Origin of the sequence: Methylobacterium gnaphalii, assembly GCF_007992215.1 — a bacterium.
GTDB lineage: Bacteria > Pseudomonadota > Alphaproteobacteria > Rhizobiales > Beijerinckiaceae > Methylobacterium > Methylobacterium gnaphalii.
In genome coordinates this window covers 1-13,753 of sequence record NZ_BJZV01000051.1, presented here as the reverse complement: position 1 = coordinate 13,753, position 13,753 = coordinate 1, and the positions used below count along the sequence as shown (strand labels likewise).

The window sequence follows — 13,753 nt, the reverse complement described above, 5'->3', positions numbered from 1 at the left end:
TTCCGCTCGCGGGCTAAGGCTCTCAACGCCGCCACGAACAACGGCACCGAGTCGGGCGTTACGATGAAGCCGCTCTCCTTCCGCTCAGCCGCTCGTTCGGCAACCGCTTCGATCTCGTCGGCCGTGTAGGCGGCGAGGGGCTTGCGAGGTGGGGTAGGGATCTCGGTCATGCCGAAGCTTATGCGGTGCGGGTGCTGCTGAAAATTTAACTTTACCGTTCAATGGGGCCTATAACGCTAGGTGCGGAAGCTAAGCAACTGATCAAAAACACCTATTCTAGATCTGCTCGGGAAGCCAATCTTGCAAAGCCGAGCGCGACTAGCACGCCACGGCTGCTCCGAATGAGCTGCGACTGGACGAAGGGAGCCCCCATTTCAGATCTAGAAGCTCAGCGGGATGCCCTTTTCAAAACGGGTAAGGCGGTCGGCCACATTAAATTTCACGAAAACATCCGCCAACTGATCCTGATCCTCCTTGAGGTGCCCCCACCCTTCGTTATGGACGGACAGCAGCGTGGCCTCGGGAAACGCGGCTGCAGCTTCGAGCGCATCTTCACTGCCCATAGTCATGTGGAAGCGACCGCGCGGTTCAGCAGCGCCCGTGAACAGCACCACCACCTTCGGAGAAAACCGGCGCGAAACCTCGGCGGTACCTTCGAACCAAAGCGTGTCGCCTGTGAAATAGATGAGATCACCAGGCTCCTTCACGCCAAGGGCGAAACCGACGACATCCCCTACGTCAACACCGACCGGCCCATGCCGTGCGGGCGTCGCGGTGACGAAGAGCTGCTTCCCGTTCTTGCCATGCAGGGTGCGAGTTTCGAACGGCGTGAATCCAAGGGCGTTGACGCCAAGACGTTCGGCGCCCGAATGTGTTGTGTACGTCACACCGACACTCGGAAGCAGTGCACGGCCGGCGTTGTCCAGATTGTCGAAATGGTGGTCATGGCTGAGCAGGACGGCATCTAGCTCGCCGATCTGCTCGACCGCGATCGCTGGGCCTGAGGTCTTGCGATGAACAACTGCGCTGTGGGCGCCTTTGTATTCACCCGGGGGATCGAACGTCGGATCGGTAAGCAGCCGAATGCCAATATATTCGATGAGAACCGTCGGGCCGCCAATAAGAGTCAAGGTTAGATCGGACCTGCACATTCTTTGCCTCCCAAAACTTGCTCCCTTATCGAGCAGGTGTATGCTCACGAAGAATTCGCTAATCCTGCGCAATGGCTGATCAAAAGCGCACAACGCCAGACTGGGAAGACGTGCGGGTATTTCTCGCAATCGCCCGCTTCGGTAGCCTGTCGGCTGCAGCGCGATCGTTGGGAATCAATCACGCGACGGTGTCGCGGCGCATCCAATCCCTCGAAGCATCACTTGACGAAAAACTTATAGAGAGGCGTCCGGACGGCTACGTGCTGACGCCGGCCGGTACACGAGCGATCGGCCCAGCGAGCGACATGGAAGCCTCGGCGGCGATCCTCAGCCGCGGCGGCGAGGACGACCGTCCAAAGGGTCTCGTGCGTGTGAACGCGCCACCGAGCCTGGCACAGGCTTTCCTCGTAGGCTGCCTCGCGCATCTCTCCATCGAGCATCCAGGTCTCGACATCGATGTGGCAACCGACTTCCGCTCGGTGAGCCTTGAGCGCCGTGAGACGGATATAGCATTGAGGCTTGCGAGACCGGATGACGGAGACGTCATTGCCAAACCGCTCGTCGAACTCGGGTTCGGTTTCTATGGCACCAAGGAAAGTTGCCAAAGAATTGCGGAAGGAAGCGACCCCGTGTTCGTCGGATTCGACGAAGCAAACTCGCACCTGCCGGAGGCGATGTGGCTCACCCGTCACTTTCCGAACGCGCGGATTTCATTCCGGGCAAATAGCCAAATGACGCAGGCCGTCGCGGCGCGTGAGGGTGCGGGGCTAGCGCTACTGCCCTACTTCGTCGGCAAGGCGGACAAAGCCCTCAGGCGCTGCACGCTAGAGCATAGTCCTCCGGCTCGAGAGGTTTGGATGGTGACTCGCCGGCAAGAACGAAAGGACCTGCCGACACGCGTGGTGACGGATCATCTTCAGAAGATTTTCGAATCTAAGCGGGATTTATTCGAGTGCCCGAACTAGGGTACCTGCTTCGATAGGAAGCGAAGCATCAGCTCGGCGATTTCGTCGACCTTTTCATCAAGGGCGAAGTGACCAGCGTCCAGGATATGAACTTCTGCATCGGGCACGTCGCGCTTATACGCCTCGGCGCCCGCGACGATGAACGAAACATCATATTTGCCCCAAAGCACCATCATCGGCGGTTTGTGGGCGCGCAGCCATGCCTGCCACTCGGGATACGACGCGACGTTCGTCTGATAGTCGAAGAGGAGCTCGGCCTGAATCTCCTGCTCGTCCGGCCGCGATAAGGTGGCATATTCGTCGGTCCAGGTGTCTGGGTTGTAGCGCTCTGGGTGCGGGCTGCCGGCGATGTGCCGTTGTTTGGCGCCTTCGAGCGACGTGAAGGCTCGGAAAATCTCCAGGTTCGCCTTCGGATCAGCCCAATATTGTGCGATGGCGGTCCACTTCGAGCCTAGGCCTTCTTTATAGGCGTTGGCATTCTGAACGACGATCGCGCTCACCCGATCAGGATGCTGCACCAGGATACGGAAACCTACCGGACCACCGTAGTCCTGCATGTAGAGGATGTACCGATCGATGTTGAGCTGCTCCAGTAGCCGGTTAGTTGTCTCGGCAAGATGATCGAACGTGTAATGATATCTCGCTGGCGACGGCGCCTCGCTTTGACCAAAACCCGGATAGTCCGGCGCGATCAGATGATAGCGCGAGGCGAGCAACGGAATGAGCGTGTCGAACATCCGCGACGACGACGGAAAACCATGAAGTAAGACGATCGTCGGTGCATCCTTCGGGCCTGCCTCCCGGTAGAAGATGCTGATTCCATCGACCTGAGCGCGATAATAAGTGATTGTGGATGAAGACGACGGCATAGTCCAAGCCTTCGCCGCCGTGCCAAGTGCCAGCATGGCGGTTATCAAGACTAGAATTTTTTTCTTCATACGATGTCAACTTCTGCGCGGCGCGATCTCAGATGAACTGAGCTGTCGGTCGAATTACGATTTCGTTGATGTCGACGGCCGCCGGCTGCTCGATGGCGAAGGTAATCGCGCGCGACACCGCACTCGCGGGGATCGCCTTCTTGTAAATTTCGAGCATCCGCTCACTGTCGGTTCCAGTCGTTTTGTTCTGGATGCCTGTGTCGACCGCGCCTGGCGTGACTGTCGTGACCCGGATCGAGGTTTCCGCGAGTTCGGCGCGTAGGCCTTCTGAGAAAGCGCGGATCGCGTATTTCGACGCCGAATGCACCGCGCCCCCGGGCGAGAACACCTTCAGGCCATGGATCGAGCCGAGATTGATGATGTGGCCACTGCACTGCTTCTGAAACACCGGCAACACCGCCGCGACGCCCCAGAGCGTACCCTTTAGGTTCAGATCGATCGTAGTCTCCCACTCGCAGGTGTTGATCTCGGTCAGAGGCCTAATCAGCATGATCCCGGCCGCGTTGATCAGCACGTCGATCTTGCCGAAATCCGCCACGACCCGGTCGACCACATCGCGCACGAGATCCTTGTTGGTGACATCGACGTAATAGCGCTGCGCGGACCCGTTCGACCGAAAGATGCCGGCGGTAACTGCCACCATCTGCTCTTCATCGATGTCCGCGATCGCAACCCTGGCGCCCTTGCTCGCGAGGTCGCGCGCCGTCGCCGAACCGATCCCGCCCGCTCCACCAAGGATGAGCACGACCTTGCCTGTTGTGTTCTCGCTCATGTCCGTTCCCTTTCGAACTTCCTTCACGAAATAGACCTCAGATCGACTCCAGGAAATTCGGAGCTACTCAGCGGCGGCTGCGCAAAAATGCACAGGATCGAACGCGAGAGGGGCGGGGATCTCGGTTATTGTCGCAGGTTATGCGCTTTCCGGTCTCGCCAATAGGATCGCCGTCCGTACCATTGTGCGGCGGAACGCTTCGGAGCTGCTCATGTCGGCGATGGCCGCCGACGCCGCGTGCTCGGCGATGGCCCGCGCGAGGTTGAGCGTCAGACCGTCCGCGATCGGGAAGGCGTCGGTGAAGGGCGCCTCTAGAAACGCCTTCACTGCAGCTTCAATCTGGGCGTCGGTAATGAGAGCGGCCTTGCGCAGCTCGCCGACGGTGGGTTGGTCGGCCATGAGGCAGCTTAGGCGGGATCGGGCCGGAGCGGAGAGCGTCTGCCGCACTCACCATGCGCCGAACAATCGGCCGGGCAGCCAAACGAAGTAGCCAACCAGCATTCCCGCGGCAGAGCCGACTAAAAAGACAGGCACGGCGACGACGATCCTGTCCATGCGCAACACCTCGGGGCTTAAAGGCAGGGGCAGTCTACCCGGCTTCAAAACCTGAAGAATCGTCGCAGTTATAGATCCAAAATCAGTCCAACAAAAGAAGGCCTGGTTTTCGTCCCCGGTTCCCCGTCCAAGATCCTCGCGAACCGCTCTGAGTCGGCTGCGGATCGGCGGAGGGGAGGGAGGATTGTCGAGCCAATCATTGCAGAGTGCCCTTCCCCATCCCAGACACGCTGGCCCTACCTTGCTCAGTAAGGCGGGAGGTAAGCTCGTCATCCTGTATGCCCGCGGTCTCCATGTCGCCCAACGCGACGGCGAGATCCATCGCGAAGGCCACGCCTCCGCCTTCGCTCGTCCAGGCCTCGGTTCTGGCGTGGCAGACCTCTCGCTTTCCGAGCCAGATGCCAGCCTCTCGCAGGCGCTTCCCGACCACGCGAACGAAGGTCTGATCGAACTCCAGCGCCGCAGCGATCTGCTCCTCGTCGGCTCCGACAGAGAGCGACGCCAAGAGAATGACCGCCTCCGAGTAGCCGTTTGCCAGGGGTGTAAGCGCAGGGTCTATTTCTGCGACGAGTTCGGTCAGGTCTTCTAGTAGCGGCGTCATCTATTCTCCCTTCACCCTCACCACCGGCACGCCGGCAGCCTCGCAGCGGCAGGGAGCGGATTCCTATAGATTGAGGTCGATCAGCGCAGGAGCTGCAGGATGCCCTGCTGCGCCTGGCTGGCGAGCGACAGCGCCGAGATGCCGAGCGACTGACGGGTCGAGAGCACCTGCGAGTTGGCTGCTTCAGCATTGAGATCAGCGTTGGTAAGATTAACCGAGCCGGTGTCGAGAATGTTGATCAAGTGTTTGGTGAAGTCCTGACGGTTCTGCACCACCGAGAGGTTTGAGCCAAAATTTGAGGCGTTGGCACGCTGCGCGTCAGTTGCTGCTATTAGTTGGTTCGTCGTTGCTTTTACATCGGCGTCTAGCAGGAAATTGCCTCGGTTAGTATTGTTGGCTACAGCCGCCGAATTAGAGGTGCTCGTGATAGCAGACAGTTTGAGGCCAACTGAGGTGGCATCGACTCCTTGAACGTCGAGGTTCGAGGTGTCCTTCTCGTTGAACGAGATATGCAGCTTGTTGGTGGGAGCGGCACTGCTAAGCAGGTTGACGCCGTTGTAGCTGGCATCCTTCGCGAGCTGGTCGATCTGGGTCAGCAGGTCGTTGTACTGATCAGAGAGCGACTTGCGGGTCGAAACGCCCGTCACCGTGAGATCGGAGCTTTGGCCAGCTTTTTCAAATCCTGTTCCGTAATATGGTCCTACGGGGGCAGTCCCCCCTGCGAAACCTAATTGGGTCTGATCGCTTGGATCTGCAAATTCAATATCCGCAGAAGCATTCAAAGATATTCTTGTGCCCGAAGCATCTTTCGAAAAAATTACTACACCGGCTGCAATATTTAGTTTTTCTATAGATTGATCGATTGTATCGATTCCTGACAGTATTATGTGTTTTGGATCTCCATTGATATAAAAATCTGTTGAAGCGCCGCTACCTGCTACAGCACCTGAGTAATCCACCGATGCAGTGCCGGTCGTGGTGATCTGCGTGGCCAGCGCTTGGCTAACAATCGATTTCGCCGAGTCGATCAGCTTCTGGATCGAGGTAATGCCCTGGTTGGCCGCCTGGATCGTCTGGATGCCGTTCGAGATAGAGTCGAGCAGCGCGCTGAGGTCGCCCGAGCGGCTCGTGAAGCTCTGCGCCGTGAAGAAGTTCACCGGGTTGTCGAGGGCAGAGGAGACCTTCAGGCCGGTGGCCAGACGACCCTGCGTCGTCGCGGTCAGGGTGGCAGTGTCCTGCAGCGAGAGCAGGTTCTGGCGCGTAGCCGAGGATAACGTGATGCTCTGAGACATCGCTGATATTGCTTTTTCTGTTGCCGCTATCCTGTCGCCAATATGGTTAATTGTTCATTGGCCAGGGTTGTAATCCGGTTCCTCGCACTTGGGGCTGCTACCGGCGGTTTGAGGGTCTGTAGGATCCAGCCACATTCGGCGGGCGAACCCGTTCAAGGATCACGCTGGCAGCGGCTTCTTGTGGGCCGCGGGCCACCCTCCCACGGCCAAGTCAGGGAATTTCCGACCCAGAAGCCTTCTAGCAGGACGCAAAGACCAATCAGGATCGCGTCAGACATGGTCCACCTCCTTCCGATCGGGCTCGGGGCTGGTGATGGTGCGGCGAGCCATCTCGGCCTCGTATTCCCGATCGGCGTAGGCGCGCAGAGCGGCCCGGCTGATATAGCCGGCCACCCGTCCGCATTTCTGGCACTCGCCTCAAACGCCGTGTCCCTCGTCCCGCTGGCGAAAGGTCTGGCAAAGCCCGAAAGGCCAGAGCAGGGCTCGTCGGAAGATACTCGCCCTATCCATGACGGCTCACTCCTGGGGCGGAGGTGGGGGAGGGGATTCACTGCAGCGGTGCGCCATCGGCGATCTCCTCAGCAATGAAGGCGGGATGTCTGGACGCCATGTGTCGGCGTAGGTCCGCGAAGCTGCGGGTGCAGCACGGGCAAACGCCGTTGGCGGCGCGCTTTTTCAGCTTCGTGACTTGGCCTCGGGCGGCAGATGCGCGCCGTTCTGCAGCGGCCTCGCGTTCGTAGGCCCGATCGCGGCTTTCACGGGCCTCTTGAGCCATGCTTTGCAGGCGAGCCGCATCCTGCTTCAGCCGATCCCGCTCGCGCCGGATCTTGTCGTTCTCACTCTCGCCAAACCACTGGCCGTGTCCATTAGGACATTGCCATGAGCGCCCCTCGATCCGCGCACGGACGCACCAGTCCTCCGGGAAGTAGTAGACTGTCGCACAGGTCGAGCAGCAGAGACGCTGGAAGCTGATCTCGGCAGTAAGGGTTTTGCCGAACGCGCCCATCTCACTCTCCCTGCGTATAAGCGGGGAGGGGCGAGGTGGCGCTAAGTGTGAGGGACCGCCTAGAAATTCCCTTTTTAGATCAAGGCGGGCTTTAGTCCCGCACCTTGGGTAATCTGCCCTGAAACCGCTGGCTTCTTTCAAATCTCTCCTGGGCACCATTCGACCGCCAAGCGGTTGATCACGCAAAGCAGCCAGTAAAATCAGCGACTTAGACTGCCCGAGTGGTACAATCGGGTGGTACAAATGTCGTTGATAGCGACGCGTCGCCGGAAGCATCCAAAACTGGAGTGGACTACGTGCGGCGCGCTGTGCCGCTCGGTTTGCGTGCCCCGGTTGGCCGGCGTGAGGAACAGATCAGCCTCAGCAACTAGACTCGGATGAGGCTTAGCGCCGCTGCGCGACCGCGCTTGCCTACCTCGAATAACGCTGAGCCAACATCCGAACCGGCTCAAGAAGCTCGAACGAGCGAGAAGCGCACGAACTGACCACACCGTTCTAAGCTTGGTGGATCAATCAGCATTGCGATGAACCCGCCAACGGCATTTCTGGCGCACCCGCCAAGAGTGTCGGCAGCCGCTATGGAAGCGTTTCCCAGAAGGCACGCGCCGATGCGAACGTGCGCCTGCCTTGGTTTGGTTTATGAGCTGCTACGATGGCCGCCGCCATGAGCCTGTTCGGACTCAACTCCGGCGCGGCGCTCGCACGGTGGCCAGCGTGCTGATTGAGGTGCCGGTGATGCTGACGGTGGTGTGGATCTTGAACTGCTCGCAGGGTCGGTACGAGCTCGGTGCCATGTCCGCTACTGCGCTAAAGACGGCAACCCGTGACACCTGATGCTGCCGGCAGCCGGAGAGGCCGCCTGACCGTTGTCTCCGCCCTCGGCGTCGTCGAAATCCTCGCCTGGGGCTCGTCGTTTTACCTGCTCGGCGTCCTGGCGGTGCCGATTGCGCAGGACACCGGCTGGCCGCTGGCGGGGGTGTTTGGCGGCCTGACCCTCGGCTTGCTAGTCGCCGGCCTGGTGTCGCCCCGTGTCGGCCGCATCATTGGAGAGCGCGGCGGCCGGCCGGTCCTGGCGGCGTCGGCCATTGCCCTCGCTGCCGGCCTGGTGGTGTTGAGCCTGGCGCCGTCGCTGTGGGTGTTCCTAGCCGGTTGGCTGCTGATGGGGCTCGGCATGGGTTGCGGCCTATATGACCCAGCCTTTGCCACGCTCGGCCGCCTCTATGGTGCCGAAGCCCGCCCGGAGATCACGACGCTGACCCTCTGGGGTGGGTTCGCCAGTACCGTCAGTTGGCCGCTGTCGGCCTTCATGCTCGAACACGGCGGCTGGCGAAGCGCCTGCTTCATCTATGCCGGTCTGCAGTTGGCAGTGTCGCTGCCGCTGATCCTCGGCCTCATCCCACGTCCTCCGGCGCGGCCGGCCTCCGCGACCACCGATCAGAAACGGGTCATAGTGCTGGCGCCACGGGAGCGTCGGGCGTTCCTATTGATGGCTGGCGTGCTGATCCTCGGCGGCGCGGTGATGAGCCTGTTTTCGGCACATGTGCTGACGCTGCTGCAGGCGCGCGACGTGCCGCTGGCCTCGGCCGTCACCTTCGGTGCGCTGATCGGGCCGTCACAGGTTGGCGCCCGCATTGTCGAGATGACGTTCAAGGGGCGGCATCATCCGCTGTGGACGCTGTCCGCCGCAATGAGCCTGGTGGCGCTAGGGATCGTGCTGCTGGCCCTCGGCGTGCCACCGGTGGCCCTCGCGGTGATCCTCTACGGCGCCGGCAATGGGATCTATTCGATCGCACGGGGCACGGTGCCGCTCGCACTTTTCGGTCCGGAACGCTACGCGCCACTGGTCGGACGTCTGGCGCGGCCGGGCCTGGTGGCGCAGGCTCTGGCGCCGCCGCTCGGCGCCTACGTCCTGGCGCATGGTGGGGCAGGGGCCACGTTCGGCCTCCTGGCCAGCATGGCCCTGCTCAACGTCGTCTTGGTCGGGGCACTCTGGCGTGCGCCGTAGCCTCCAGCCGTGCCGCCGCATCGCCTGACGGCTCTACCAGCGTGGCAACGCCCTTCTGGTGGCGGTATCGGACTACTGACCCCTTCAAGTCCGAAAGATTGTTCCAGCTGCCTGAGCGAACTCAGCTCCTCGCCGCCACTACGTGTGTCGCGAACCAAGAACCATCGACTCGCTGGCAGAGGCGTGGGACGTGACTTGCCTCGGCCGGCCGTCCGAACAGGTAGCCTTGCCCGATGTCACAGCCGCGGGCACGCAAGTACCCCGCCTGGTGGGGCGTTTCCACGCCCTCCGCCACCGCAGCGATCCCGAGGCTGCGTGCCATCTGAAGCACGGCATCAACCACTGCGGTGCTGGAGGAGGAGCCAGACCCGATCGGTGCGATGAACGATTTGTCGATCTTCAGAACGTCGACGGGAAACTGCTGCAGGTGGGTAAGGGAGGCGTATCCGGTCCCGAAATCGTCCAAGGCAATGGTCATGCCCTCGGACCGGAGAATTTCCAAGGTGCGGATGATCCGTTCCGTGTTGCGCCCGATAAAGACCGATTCCGTGACCTCGAGTTCGAAGTGAGAGGGCGGGAGGCCGGCCTCGGACATCGATCGTAGGACCTGGTTGGCAAAATCATCCCTGCGGAAATCGGCGGCGGACGCATTGAAGGCGATCCGTCCGTAGTCCACCCCCATACCGGCCCAGCGCCCGCAATCCCGGATGATGCGGTCCAGCATGCGCTCCGTGATGCGGGTCGAGAGTTCGACGTCCTCGAAAGCAGCAGCGATGCTGCCGGGCGATTGAATGTCACCTGCGCTGTCGTGCCAGCGAAGGAGCGCCTCGAAGCCGACGACGTTCCCTGTCCTGAGGCAGAGCTTGGGCTGATAAAAGGGGAGGACACGATCCTCGTCGAGAGCCAGCCGTGCATTCGAGAGCATTGCTGCCCTCACCACGGAGGCCTGGCGCATGCTCGGCGTGAAGCCGCGTATGGCGCCTGGATGCTCGGCCTTCGCGGCATAGAGCGCCAGATCCGCGCATTTGAGGAGGTCGCCGACGGATTCCGCGTCCCTCGGCCAGATCGCGGCGCCTGCGCACACGCTGATGCTCGTTCGGAACCCTTCGATGAGCACCGGCTCGTCCAGTCCGGCGAGCAGATCCCGAACCGTTTCCCGGCGAGCATCGTCGAGCTTGAGATCTGGCAGGATGATTGCGAACTCGTCGCCCCCCAAACGGGCAACCGTGGCTCCAGCAGGTGCGGACGCTTTCAGGCGGTTGGCGACCTCGCAGAGGAGAGCGTCCCCGGCAGCGTGTCCGAGGGTATCATTAAGAGACTTGAAGTTGTTAAGGTCGATCACGACCAGACCGACACAACTGCCACAAGCTCCCGCCTGTTCGACCGCCTGATTGATCCTCACGCCGAAGAGGCGCCGGTTGGGCAATTTCGTGAGGTTGTCCTCGTGAGCGGCGCGATGAAGGTCGTCTTCGATGCGCCTTTGGTCCGTGACATTCAGCAACGAGCCGACAAGCCGAACAGGAACACCACGCTCATCGCGCACGATCAGGCAGCGCGAGATCATATTGAGGTACTCACCGTCGCTTCGCCGGAACCTGTATTCGTGGCTCCACTGGTCGCTGCCGCCCTCGAGCGCGTCAGCCTGGAGGCGGAGGACCCGCTCCAGGTCGTCGGGATGAATGCGCTCGATCCACCATTCCTGCGTCATTCCGGCTCTTGCTTCCGGATATCCGAGAACCTCCTCGATGGCGCCGGCCCAGGTGGTGATCCGCTCCTCATAAGACCAGTCCCAGATGACGTCGTTGGTCGCGCTTGAGGCGAGGCGATAGCGCTCCTCGCTTTTGCGCAGCTCAAGCTCTGCCCTGACCTGCTCGTCGATGTCCTCAAGGCTTCCGTACCACGCGATGATCTCGCCAGATGCGGAGCGGCGGGGAAGAGCACGGGCTCGGAACCAGCGATACAGCCCATCCCTCAGACGGACCCGGTAACGAACATCCGCTATCGTGCCGTCTCTCGTCTCGATTGCACGTCTCCACAGCACCTCGACACCGGGTAGATCATCGGGATGCACGGGGGCCGCCCACCCATCGCCGAGGGCCTGTTCCACGGGAACGCCGACGAGTTCTGCCCAGCGGGGGGAAATCTCGATGACTTTGCCCGTGGTGTCGGCCAGCCAGGGGATCTGCGGATTGAGTTCGATCGACGCACGATGGTGGGCTTCGCTCGCCTGGAGATCCGCAAGAGCCTTGAGCAGCCGTTCGTGATCCTCGCTCGCAGCCCTGGCCCGATGCTGACTATGGAAGGCCAAGCCCAACGCAGCAGCGATGATCAGGAGGCTGGCGCCAACGACGATGGAGCCGACTGTGCTGAGACCGACACCAGCGGCATCCATGCTCAGGGGACCATGAACGATCGTGATGCTCGCCATCGCTACGAAGTGAAGGCAGAGAATCCCGGCAATTAAGGCGACTCCCGAGGGCCACGCCAGAGGCAGCTTGGCATAAAGCTGGAGGAGCCAGCCCGCAAAAGCACAGAGCGTCAAACCGCCCACGAGCGAGGCCACCACGAGTACAGGTTCGTACCGCACGATTCCGGGAACTTGCAGAGCGGCCATGTCGATGTAGTGCGACACCGCCAGGGCTACGCCGACCACGGCTCCGCCTACCAGGCCTCGCAGCCGCGAGGTGCCAAATCCGGTCATCCAGCCGAGCGTCGCTAAAGTGATACAGGATGCGGCGGAGAGGACGGCCACATTAATAATGGTCCGCAGGTCAAGTTCCCAAGCGTATCCGAGTATGGCGGTGAAATGGGTCGTCCAGATGCTAATTCCGGCGACGCCTCCCGCAACGATCAACCAGTATTTCCGCTGACTTCCTTCAGCCGCCACGGCCCGCTGGAGCGCGGCGATACTTGTGAAGGATCCCAGTACGCAAACAGCCACGGCCAGCACGACTAAGCGAAGATCATGTTCGTAGGCCAGGCAGGAATATATACGCCACATGGAATCTTGACCGTAAGGTGCTGCGCAGACAGCTTACGGCGATGAAGTTCGCAAGACATGAACGCCGAGCCCGCAAATATCGGGTGCAGATCAAGTGGTCTCAGGACCTCACCCTGCGGCAGCCCGCCGGACCCAAGTGAATGCAGGAACCGCATTCACACTGATCCACCACATCACATTGACCACGCCATCCGTCGCCAAGGCCAAAGGACGTGGATGAATGAACCGTGGCTTTTGGCTGGCCGTGGATGGGTCAGGGTATTGAGCGGTCGGCAGGCGCTATGCGTGAATCGTTGCGCCTCAGCGAAAGGCCGACCTGCGTTGTCCTTCGCTTCTTCGGCCCGCTGGCTGCGCCAGAAACCCGAGGCGCACCTCCAGCACGCGATGCTGAGCAGGCGTCACGAGCTTTCCCAGGTCGCGCGGACATTGAGAGAGCACGCGGACATCGTGGGTTCAGTCCCATCGACGTTCCGGTTCCTCGTAGCCGAGGCTGAGAAGGATCTCGGACATGTTGTCGTCCTGAGAATGCGCACCGAACAAGCGCATCACTCGCCTCTACGGAAGCCGAAGGCCGGCAGGCTCAGGGACTGACAAAAGCGGTGCAACATCGAGGTGAGCGCTCGCGTCCGGCGCGCGCCGATGAAACCGATGCCCCAACAGGCGGAACAGTGTGCGGGTCTAAATCTTATGCGCCCAGCTCACGTCGTACGGAATGCCTGTGATGGGAAAGTTCGTCTACTACCTCAAGACTCTGCTGGAGTCTGTCCTATCAGTGTTCGGCATCCGCGCTCTTTACGAGCAGCCTCCCTACACCGTTGTCGAGCGCCTTGAGCGCGGGGTCGAAGTTCGCTCCTACGGCGAGCGGCTCGTCGTCGAGACGGATGCGCGAGGACAAGGTGACAACGAGGCGTTCGGAAGGCTCTTTCGCTACATCGCCGGAGCGAACCAGGGCGGCAACATGATTGCCATGACGACGCCGGTCGAGGCCGCGGGACGGCGCATCGCCATGACGGTACCTGTCGAGCAAAGCGCCGGCGGTACCATGCGGTTCTTCCTGCCGAGGAGACTCGCCGAGGCTGGGGCACCGGAGCCCACCTAGCCTGGGGTCCGCCTGATCCGGCTTCCTCCTGAACAGATCGCCGCAATGCGCTTCTCTGGTCGCGTGACGGCTGACGCTCGCTTGCAGCAAGAACGCGAACTCACACAGGCGCTGACGGCCACCAGATGGGTGATCGCCGGCCCACCCGTCTTCATGGGCTACGACCCGCCTTTCGCCCTTCCGTTCCTGCGTCGCAATGAGGTCGCGGTTCGGCTGGCATCCTCGTGAGGCCGTTCGGCTGCGAAGGGCACGAAACGCATTCAGGATCGCGCGGACTCGATCGAGTATTTCGTGGGAGTCGAATGTTCGATCCCGTTCGGCGCTTCGAAAGACGGCCTTAGAGCTGTTCCCGGCGGTGTTGCGACGAG

The 13,753-nt window shown here is 61.2% G+C and carries 11 protein-coding genes and 2 pseudogenes; 4 read left to right on the top strand and 9 right to left on the bottom strand.

The genetic code is table 11. The features are described from left to right. Nucleotides 1-380: 380 nt before the first annotated feature. Nucleotides 381-1,130 (bottom strand): MBL fold metallo-hydrolase, encoded by a 750-nt coding sequence (locus MGN01_RS21990; protein ID WP_238258362.1) that lies wholly within the window; start codon nt 1,128-1,130, stop codon nt 381-383. 92 nt (nt 1,131-1,222) lie between these two features. Between MGN01_RS21990 and MGN01_RS21985 the strand changes: the two genes are divergently transcribed. Further along, nucleotides 1,223-2,116 carry a LysR family transcriptional regulator gene (locus MGN01_RS21985; protein WP_147048947.1) on the top strand — a complete coding sequence of 298 codons (894 nt, stop codon included), beginning with the start codon at nt 1,223-1,225 and terminating at the stop codon, nt 2,114-2,116. On the opposite strand, the gene MGN01_RS21980 is transcribed toward MGN01_RS21985, so the two are convergent. The 7 genes from MGN01_RS21980 to MGN01_RS21955 all read right to left on the bottom strand — a co-directional run bounded on the left by MGN01_RS21980 (nt 2,113) and on the right by MGN01_RS21955 (nt 7,280). Next, complete coding sequence (locus MGN01_RS21980; RefSeq protein WP_147048946.1) at nt 2,113-3,054, bottom strand: alpha/beta fold hydrolase; 942 nt, start codon at nt 3,052-3,054, stop codon at nt 2,113-2,115. The two genes, MGN01_RS21985 and MGN01_RS21980, sit on opposite strands and share 4 nt — an antisense overlap. Nucleotides 3,055-3,082: 28 nt before the next feature. Beyond that, the gene (locus MGN01_RS21975; protein WP_147048945.1) at nt 3,083-3,826 is read right to left on the bottom strand and encodes an SDR family oxidoreductase; all 744 of its coding nucleotides are present in this window, start codon (nt 3,824-3,826) and stop codon (nt 3,083-3,085) included. 138 nt (nt 3,827-3,964) lie between these two features. Next, complete coding sequence (locus MGN01_RS21970; protein ID WP_147048944.1) at nt 3,965-4,225, bottom strand: hypothetical protein; 261 nt, start codon at nt 4,223-4,225, stop codon at nt 3,965-3,967. A 352-nt stretch (nt 4,226-4,577) separates the two neighbouring features. Beyond that, nucleotides 4,578-4,982, bottom strand: coding sequence for a hypothetical protein (locus tag MGN01_RS21965; protein ID WP_147048943.1), 405 nt, complete (start codon nt 4,980-4,982; stop codon nt 4,578-4,580). 80 nt (nt 4,983-5,062) lie between these two features. Next, entirely contained in the window at nt 5,063-6,274 is a 1,212-nt protein-coding gene (locus MGN01_RS21960; protein ID WP_147048942.1) for a flagellin N-terminal helical domain-containing protein, read from the bottom strand. Between the two features lie 270 nt (nt 6,275-6,544). Continuing rightward, complete coding sequence (locus MGN01_RS24470) at nt 6,545-6,667, bottom strand: hypothetical protein (RefSeq protein ID WP_280178566.1); 123 nt, start codon at nt 6,665-6,667, stop codon at nt 6,545-6,547. A 154-nt stretch (nt 6,668-6,821) separates the two neighbouring features. Beyond that, complete coding sequence (locus tag MGN01_RS21955) at nt 6,822-7,280, bottom strand: hypothetical protein (RefSeq protein ID WP_147048941.1); 459 nt, start codon at nt 7,278-7,280, stop codon at nt 6,822-6,824. A gap of 652 nt (nt 7,281-7,932) precedes the next feature. Between MGN01_RS21955 and MGN01_RS24305 the strand changes: the two are divergent. After that, nucleotides 7,933-8,114 (top strand): annotated as a pseudogene (locus MGN01_RS24305) (arsenical-resistance protein); the annotation flags it as partial. Next, the gene (locus tag MGN01_RS21945) at nt 8,104-9,285 is read left to right on the top strand and encodes an MFS transporter (protein WP_147048940.1); all 1,182 of its coding nucleotides are present in this window, start codon (nt 8,104-8,106) and stop codon (nt 9,283-9,285) included. The pseudogene MGN01_RS24305 and the gene MGN01_RS21945, both read left to right, overlap by 11 nt. A gap of 121 nt (nt 9,286-9,406) precedes the next feature. On the opposite strand, the gene MGN01_RS21940 is transcribed toward MGN01_RS21945, so the two are convergent. After that, nucleotides 9,407-12,235 carry a bifunctional diguanylate cyclase/phosphodiesterase gene (locus MGN01_RS21940; protein WP_170246112.1) on the bottom strand — a complete coding sequence of 943 codons (2,829 nt, stop codon included), beginning with the start codon at nt 12,233-12,235 and terminating at the stop codon, nt 9,407-9,409. 763 nt (nt 12,236-12,998) lie between these two features. On the opposite strand from MGN01_RS21940, the pseudogene MGN01_RS21935 reads away from it, so the two are divergent. Beyond that, nucleotides 12,999-13,613 (top strand): annotated as a pseudogene (locus tag MGN01_RS21935) (SOUL family heme-binding protein). Nucleotides 13,614-13,753 lie beyond the last annotated feature (140 nt).

What these genes read in the sequence shown, in the direction of transcription:
- MGN01_RS21985 (WP_147048947.1), top strand. Translation starts at nt 1,223, where the DNA reads ATGGCTGATCAAAAGCGCACAACGCCAGACTGGGAAGACGTGCGGGTA.
- MGN01_RS21980 (WP_147048946.1), bottom strand. Translation starts at nt 3,054, where the DNA reads ATGAAGAAAAAAATTCTAGTCTTGATAACCGCCATGCTGGCACTTGGC.
- MGN01_RS21975 (WP_147048945.1), bottom strand. Translation starts at nt 3,826, where the DNA reads ATGAGCGAGAACACAACAGGCAAGGTCGTGCTCATCCTTGGTGGAGCG.
- MGN01_RS21970 (WP_147048944.1), bottom strand. Translation starts at nt 4,225, where the DNA reads ATGGCCGACCAACCCACCGTCGGCGAGCTGCGCAAGGCCGCTCTCATT.
- MGN01_RS21965 (WP_147048943.1), bottom strand. Translation starts at nt 4,982, where the DNA reads ATGACGCCGCTACTAGAAGACCTGACCGAACTCGTCGCAGAAATAGAC.
- MGN01_RS21960 (WP_147048942.1), bottom strand. Translation starts at nt 6,274, where the DNA reads ATGTCTCAGAGCATCACGTTATCCTCGGCTACGCGCCAGAACCTGCTC.
- MGN01_RS21955 (WP_147048941.1), bottom strand. Translation starts at nt 7,280, where the DNA reads ATGGGCGCGTTCGGCAAAACCCTTACTGCCGAGATCAGCTTCCAGCGT.